This is a genomic window from Cupriavidus sp. 01L46 (genome assembly GCF_056399905.1).
Window position 1 is genome coordinate 1 of record NZ_JBFTSF010000391.1, and the last position, 6,760, is coordinate 6,760.

The 6,760-nt window shown below is 65.0% G+C and carries 7 protein-coding genes and 1 pseudogene; 2 read left to right on the top strand and 6 right to left on the bottom strand.

Annotation, left to right across the window (positions count from 1 at the left end):
- Nucleotides 1-123 precede the first annotated feature (123 nt).
- Both AC1DS3_RS35030 and AC1DS3_RS35035 read right to left on the bottom strand, forming a co-directional pair.
- Nucleotides 124-459 (bottom strand): DUF1484 family protein, encoded by a 336-nt coding sequence (locus AC1DS3_RS35030; protein WP_441631189.1) that lies wholly within the window; start codon nucleotides 457-459, stop codon nucleotides 124-126.
- A gap of 177 nt (nucleotides 460-636) precedes the next feature.
- Nucleotides 637-858 carry a DUF1484 family protein gene (locus AC1DS3_RS35035; protein WP_477128989.1) on the bottom strand — a complete coding sequence of 74 codons (222 nt, stop codon included), beginning with the start codon at nucleotides 856-858 and terminating at the stop codon, nucleotides 637-639.
- Between the two features lie 516 nt (nucleotides 859-1,374).
- On the opposite strand from AC1DS3_RS35035, the gene AC1DS3_RS35040 reads away from it, so the two are divergent.
- Nucleotides 1,375-1,812 (top strand): hypothetical protein, encoded by a 438-nt coding sequence (locus AC1DS3_RS35040; RefSeq protein WP_441631185.1) that lies wholly within the window; start codon nucleotides 1,375-1,377, stop codon nucleotides 1,810-1,812.
- A gap of 105 nt (nucleotides 1,813-1,917) precedes the next feature.
- Here AC1DS3_RS35040 and AC1DS3_RS35045 read toward each other — a convergent pair whose 3' ends face one another.
- The 4 genes and pseudogenes from AC1DS3_RS35045 to AC1DS3_RS35060 all read right to left on the bottom strand — a co-directional run bounded on the left by AC1DS3_RS35045 (nucleotide 1,918) and on the right by AC1DS3_RS35060 (nucleotide 5,953).
- Entirely contained in the window at nucleotides 1,918-2,721 is an 804-nt protein-coding gene (locus AC1DS3_RS35045) for an ABC transporter permease (protein ID WP_441631183.1), read from the bottom strand.
- Nucleotides 2,722-2,726: 5 nt separating this feature from the next.
- Nucleotides 2,727-3,563, bottom strand: a complete 837-nt coding sequence (locus AC1DS3_RS35050) for an ABC transporter permease (RefSeq protein ID WP_477128991.1) — start codon at nucleotides 3,561-3,563, stop codon at nucleotides 2,727-2,729.
- A gap of 6 nt (nucleotides 3,564-3,569) precedes the next feature.
- Complete coding sequence (locus tag AC1DS3_RS35055) at nucleotides 3,570-4,427, bottom strand: ABC transporter ATP-binding protein (protein WP_441631181.1); 858 nt, start codon at nucleotides 4,425-4,427, stop codon at nucleotides 3,570-3,572.
- Nucleotides 4,428-4,598: 171 nt separating this feature from the next.
- Nucleotides 4,599-5,953: pseudogene (locus AC1DS3_RS35060) on the bottom strand (aminotransferase-like domain-containing protein).
- A 192-nt stretch (nucleotides 5,954-6,145) separates the two neighbouring features.
- Here AC1DS3_RS35060 and cyoA point away from each other — a divergent pair.
- Nucleotides 6,146-6,760 (top strand): ubiquinol oxidase subunit II (gene cyoA / locus AC1DS3_RS35065; protein WP_477128990.1); only part of this gene is annotated, 615 nt, incomplete at its 3' end.

Below are 6,760 nucleotides of genomic sequence, written 5' to 3' on the forward strand. Positions count from 1 at the left end.
AGCTTGTCCCACTGATATGAAAATGTTGAATGCAGAATCCGAAAAAACCGATGCCATCCATCGCGGCATCGGCATGCAGATCGAGCAGCGTGAGGACGCCGCCGATGCGCAAGTCCCCGCCGGTTACGGCTCAGCACGCGGCGACGCAGGCGCGGATAGCGGACGAACCCCGCAGGCCCGGGTACAGCGCCGGCACCGGCTCAATGCCTGGTCCAGCTGCTGCTTTAGCGGTATCAGCAAGGCATGGAGGCGGCTATCGCCCGCGTGCAGGTTCAGCAGCGTGATGACGGATTCCAGATGCGCGCTGATGCGCAGCAGTTCGTGGCAGCCTTGGTGGGTCGCCTCGTGGCTCGAATCAGCTGCGTTGTCCGCCAGCAAGGGCTCGGCGATCAGCCTGGCTTCCAAGGCGGCTTCCCGTGCTTCGGCTGCGGTGCGCGGGCGACGTTGGCGGGCGGTCATGGGTACCTCCTGTCTTGTGATCGGATTGCGATCCTGGAAATCAGCGTTTCGATGGGCGGTGTTGACGAGCACCRTCCCGGCGCGAGGCAGAGGTGAGTTCTTGCACGGATAGGCGTGTGCATCCCCACCGCCTGCGGCTTTGCGGGCCGCGGTGCAGGTGTGAGGAACGGATGCGGCTCAGTACAGCGCTTGCACGCGGTTCACTGCCTGGTCCAGTTGCTGCTTTAGCGGCGCCAGCAGGGCATGCAGGCCGTTGTTGGCGGCTTGCTCGTCGGCTTGTAGCGCCAGCAGGAGCAGGAGGGATTCCAGGCCGGCGCTGACGCGCAGGAGKTCATGGCAGGATTGGTGGATGGTTTCGCGTAAGGCTGTGCGGTCAGCCTCGGTTACGTACTCTGACATCAACGACTCCATCAGTGGCGGCGTGTCGGCGGCATGTGAGGCGATGCGCACGAGCACGTCGGCCGATTGTTGGACGGGCGCCTCGCCCGTGAGGACCTGCGTGTCTGATAGACTTTCGCGGCTTGCATCCGGTGCAGAATGCGGCGCGACGATGTAGCCCTATTCGGGCTGGGCATCTGCGCGACTGCGGGTAGCTAGACGACCTGAGAAGGGCCATCTATTGATGTAGAGATGCTGGCATGCCGAACATCGCGTTTTGCGGTTGGGGCTGCGCTGCCGGCACAGCACAAGGTGTCGACCGTCGCAGCGTCCCGGGTGTCTATGGAAATCAATGTTAGCCAGTTTTGGCCATAAAAACAAGCCAAATGTAGCTATACGCATCCACCTCTCTCCATGCATGAGGGAGCGGTCGCTGTACACCTTTGATTTATTTGATTATTTCTAGTGAGCTGAGCCGGCGCTCGACAAGTTCGACCGCCCTCCCCTCATCTTGGAACTCGAGGAAAATGCAAGGACATGTCGCTCGTTGATCGGCTTCGGCAGTGCGCAGAGATAGCTGGAAGTGGCGATGAACTTGCCCGCAGGGCAGCTATCCCGAGGAGGACGCTGGAATACTATCTCGCTGGCGAGTCGGACCCCAAAGCCAAGCGGCTGACAGCGATCGTCGAGGCGACCGGCGTGAACGGGCACTGGCTGCTGACGGGTAGCGGCCCGATGCTGGCAAACGATGCACGGCTGCCATCGAATCGTGCGACGGCGGGGATGGATGCCAGCCGACTTGGTTCGGCGTTAGTCGAGGTGGAGCGGAGTCTTGCGGCCACGCAGCAACATGTGTCGGATGAACGGCGCGCCAAGATCGTGCTCTTGGTGTACGAGCACCTTGAGAGCGGAAAGACGCCCGAGGAGAGCGCCGCGTTTGCGCTGCAACTCATCGAGCTGACYAGTGGGCCGTAACGTTTGCTCTGGCCTATTTCTCGAGTTCCGCGCGTTCGCTACCGGTCAGTTTCATCACGCCTTCCATGGGCATAATGACACTTCCTATTTAGACGTTACGATCCACTAGCTGCCCGTCGAGGCATAGTGGCGCAGCCCGACACGCCACGCGCCGAAGGCCGCCAAGAGAAAAACGAAACCCGCCAGCGGCGATACCAGCCCTGTCCAGGCAGGCGCACCGAGTGGGTCAGGCTTGCCCAATAGGGTCAGCGCAGGGTAGTAGGCGACACAGGCCAGTGGCACGGCAAAGGTCAGCACGTACCGGAACCATTGCGCATACAAAGCCAGCGGATATTGCGTCGCCTGTACGCCGCCGTATGTCAGGACGTTGGCGATTTCGAGGCTCTCGATGGTCCAGAAAGACAACGTGCCCTGCAGTACCAGGATGCCCAGAAACAGCGCCACGCCGCCTGCGACCGCAAACAGGGCGATGGCGATTGACCCCGGTGTCCACGCGATGCCCACCTGCACCGTTGCGAAAGCCAATACCATCAGCCCTTGCAACAAGCGCCCCAGACGGCTGATGCGGACGTCGTGCCCCATCAATTGCAGGGCCAAGGGACGAGGCCGCAATAGCAATCGGTCGAATTCGCCGGTGCGCAGCAACGCCGTGCCCAACACGTCGAAGCCGCGCCCCAGGGCATCGGCGATGGCGAACATGCAGTTCACMAGCCCGTAGAACAGCGCCACCTCGCCAATTCTCCAACCCTGCACGTCGCCGAAGCGGTGGAACAGTGCCCAGACCGCGACCACCTCGACGCCGGTGACGAGGAACTGCCCCACCGTAAGCAGCAGCGCCGAGCCCGGATAGCGCGCCTGGCCGCTCAGCGAAGCCATCACCAGACGGGCGAACAATGCCAGCGATCCCATGCGCCTCAGCCGCCTTGCACGTCGAGCCGGCGCATCGTGCGGCTCATGGCCGCATGGCCAACCGTCACCAGCAGCACGATCCACAGGCATTGCAGGCCCAGCCCGCAGAGCATCTGCGCGCCGCCCAGCTGCCCGAAATAGATGCGCGCCGGAATATCCATCACGCCCGCTAGCGGTTGCACCAGCAACACGGTTTGCCAGGTGTCGGGCAGCAGTGCCAGAGGCMGCAGGTTCCCGGAGAACACGATGACAACCGGTCCCGCCAGCGTATTGATGCCGCGTTCGTTGAGCGCCGCTGCCGCCGCGATGTTGAGCAGCATCACCAGCGATGTGGACAGCAGCAGCGCGAGCAGCACCGAGGCGATGAAGCCCATGCCCGCAGCCAGTCCGGCAGGCGGCCGCCAGGCCCATTCGCCCAGCCCGGCAATTGGCAGCGCGATGCCGGCAAAGGCTAGCATCAGTGCCACACGCGGCAGCGCGCGCGCCGCCGTCCAGCCGGCCGAGCGTGCAAACCACAGCGCATAGGCATTCACCGGCCGCAGCCGGTCGTATGCCACGGCACCGGTGCGCACCGCCTGCGCCACCTCGGGGTCGCCCATCCACGGCAGCAGTGCGAGCAGGCCTTGGGCCAGCCATGTATAGGTGATGGCCTGCGCGAGCGACAGCGGCGCGCTCTGCGCCTGCGCGCCGCGGTAGAACGCCACCAGTACCATGATCTTGATTCCCCCCCACCAGCACTGCGTAACGAAGCCCGCGTATGCCGCCAGCCGGTACTGCAGCATCTGCAGGAACCGGGATCTGAACGCGGCGAGATAGGGACGCACGAGTTCGCGCGGCGCCATCATGGACTAGGCCTCGAGCGCGCCGTGCATCGCGTAGAAATGCGCGATGACGGCCTCGATGGTCATACCCTCGTCTTCCGCGTCCGCTGACAGGCCCTCATCCAGTCGGCGCGCAGCCACCACCTGGGCCCGCAACGCCTCGACCGCGCAGTCGGCCAGCACGCGGCCGTGGCCGATCACGATCACGCGCTTGGCCAGCGCCTCGATGTCATGCATGTCGTGCGTGGTCAGTAGCACGGTGGTGCCGCGCTCGTGGTTGGCGCGCCGCACGAAGTCGCGGACCGCGAGCTTGGTGGGCGCATCGAGCCCGATTGTCGGCTCGTCCAGGAAGAGGATGTCGGGCTCGTGAAGCAACGCCGCCGCGATCTCCGCGCGCATGCGCTGCCCCAGCGACAACTGGCGCACCGGCTGGTCGAGCAGGCGCTCGAGATGCAATAGCGCGACCAGTTCGTCGCGCGTGCGGGCAAAGCGCACCGGGTCGACCCGATAAATGTCGCGCAGCAGCGCGAAGCCGTCGCCCACCGGCAGATCCCACCAAAGTTGCGTGCGCTGCCCGAACACCACGCCGATGCGTGCCACATGCCGCTCGCGGTCCGCGAAAGGGACGCGCCCTTCGATTTCGACGCGGCCGCCGTCGGGCCGCAGGATACCGGCAAGGATCTTGATGGTGGTCGATTTGCCCGCGCCGTTTGGGCCGATGAGCCCCAGCAGTTCGCCGCGCTGCAGTTCGAATGACACCCCCGCCAGCGCATCGACCGTGCGATAGCGCGGCCGAATCAACGCACGCAGCGCCCCGAGCACGCCAGGGTCGCGCTCGTGGATGCGGTAGGTCTTGTGTAGACGGCTAACGATGATCTGAGGCATGGCGGCGCGGCATGGCAGCGCGAAGAGGGCGGAAAAGCTTACATGAAGTGTGATCGGCGGTCCACCCCAACCTTTCCGATCTTGCGGCGACAGTGCTTGCGCCTGGCGTCGTACGACGTATTGAGACCCTCGCTTCGCCACGCGGATCGGCGAGACACAAAAGCACGCCCCCTAAACCACAATCTCCCGAGACATCTGCGGCCTGCGCACCAACAACTCAGCCAGCTTCTTCAACGCGGCAGCAAGATGGGCGCGTGTCTCGACACCCCCCAGCGAGATGCGGATCGCATTGGGCGGCGTGGGGCCGGCATAGAACGCATCGGAAGCGGTGACGCGCAGATCCTCCGCACGCGCGGCCTGCGTCAGCGCCAGCGACGTCCAGTAGCTCGGCAAGTTGTGCCAGACGTGTATGCCGCTGGGTGGTGCCTGGTCCGCGCTGAACAGCAACTGCCGCGCGAGCTCGCGCCGCGCGAAGGCTTCCGTGCGGATCCCGGCCAGCAGCTGCGCGGCGGAGCCTTCGTGTATCCACTGTGTGGCCAGGGCCGTCGACAGCGGCGTGGACATCAGCGCGAAGGAGCGCAGCGCGGCCAGCACGCCCGCCCGGCTGCGCGCTTCGGGTAGCCGGATATAGGCGGTCCGCAGCCCCGGGCTCAGGCATTTCGACAGCGTGCGTCGCTGCCGAGCAGCCAATAGGGATCATCCTCGATGATCCAGGCGCCGCACTTCTGCGCGGCCAGCGCGACATCGCGGCGCCGGTGCGCGGGCATGGTGCGCGTGGTCGGGTTCTGGATGGTCGGGTTGAGGTAGATCGCGCGTGCGCCATGCTCGCGGCACGCTTGCTCCAGCGCATCGGGCCGCATGCCGTCGTCATCGGTGGCCACCGTCACCACGCGGCGCCCGAGCTGCTCGGCCGCCGCGCGCAGCCCCGGATAGGTCAGCGGCTCCGCGAGGATCGCCTCGCCTGGCTGCGTGAGCGTGAGGATCAGCGCCGCCAGCGCGGCCTGGGCGCCGGGGCAGGCAATCAGCTGCTGCGGGCTGACCGACTCCAGCACGGGCTTTAGCCACATGGCGCCGGCGGCCCGGTCCGCCCTGCTGCCACCACCGAGCTGGTAGGTCATGAGCAGGTGCGCATCGGAGCGCAGCAGCACCTGCGACATACCGCGCTGCAGCAAGTCATGGAAATCCACGCCGGCGGGCGGCGGCGGCACGTTCATGCTCAGGTCGACCATCTGCGCCAGTTCGACCTTTGGCGGGGCGACGAACGTGCCCAGCGCCCCGCGCGCCTCGATCAGGTTGCGCCGCTTGGCCTCGGTGAATGCGCGCGTCACCGTGGTGAGATCCACCCCGAGCTGCCTGGCCAGCGCGCGCTGCGGCGGCAGGCGGTCGCCGGGGTTCAGGCGCCCGTCCCCGACCGCGCGCTCGATGAAGCCAACGATCTGCTGGTAGCGCGCGCCCTCGCCGCGCACAAAGGCGGCGGCCCAGTCGGGACCGGCGTCCTCATCTTGTATGGATTTTCTCTGATGCATTTTGCTTGATGTATGGCCTTTGTCTTACATTATCATGCGCCGCAGCATCACACAAATCCATACATTTAACGCTTTGTATGCGTTTCCCGCCAGTCCGGCGGACTCCCCTCTCTCGCGATGGTTTCCAGCGTGCCGTGGCAGGCAGTCCCGACGCGCGCGCCGGTTATGTGATGCATAACTAAGGTGTGTCTTATGCGTAACTCAATTGCCGGGGCAGGCGCTGCTGTCCGGCGAGCATCCAGCGCTTGGCTGAATGCTTGCAAGGGAGGGCTCCGCCCTGCGGGGCTGTTCCTCGGTGGAGCAGCGATGCTCCTTCTCAGTGGCTGCCAGCTGGAGCTGCTATCCCCGAAGGGCGACATCGGGCATCAGGAAAAGACGCTGATCCTGGTCTCGCTGTTCATCATGCTGCTGGTCGTCGTGCCCGTCATTTTCCTGACGCTGTATTTCGGCTGGCGCTATCGCGCCTCCAACACCAAGGCAACGTATGCGCCCAAGTGGGCGCACTCCACGCGTATCGAGGTGGTCATCTGGACCATCCCGTGCGTGATCGTGGCCGGCCTGGCAGTGCTGATCTGGAACACCACGCACTCGCTGGACCCCTACAAGCCGCTGGAGTCGACCGTCAAGCCCATCCGCGTCGAAGCCGTGGCGCTGAACTGGAAATGGCTGTTCATCTACCCGGACTACGGCATCGCCTCGGTCAACCGGCTGCCGATCCCGGTCGATACGCCAATCAATTTCAGCATCACCGCGGAATCGATGATGAACTCCCTGTTCATCCCGCAGCTCGGCAGCATGGTCTATGCC

Bases quoted from the DNA above. Each gene is read 5' to 3' on its own strand.
- AC1DS3_RS35030 (WP_441631189.1), bottom strand. From the start codon at position 459: ATGACCGCCCGCCAACGTCGCCCGCGCACCGCAGCCGAAGCACGGGAA.
- AC1DS3_RS35055 (WP_441631181.1), bottom strand. From the start codon at position 4,427: ATGCCTCAGATCATCGTTAGCCGTCTACACAAGACCTACCGCATCCAC.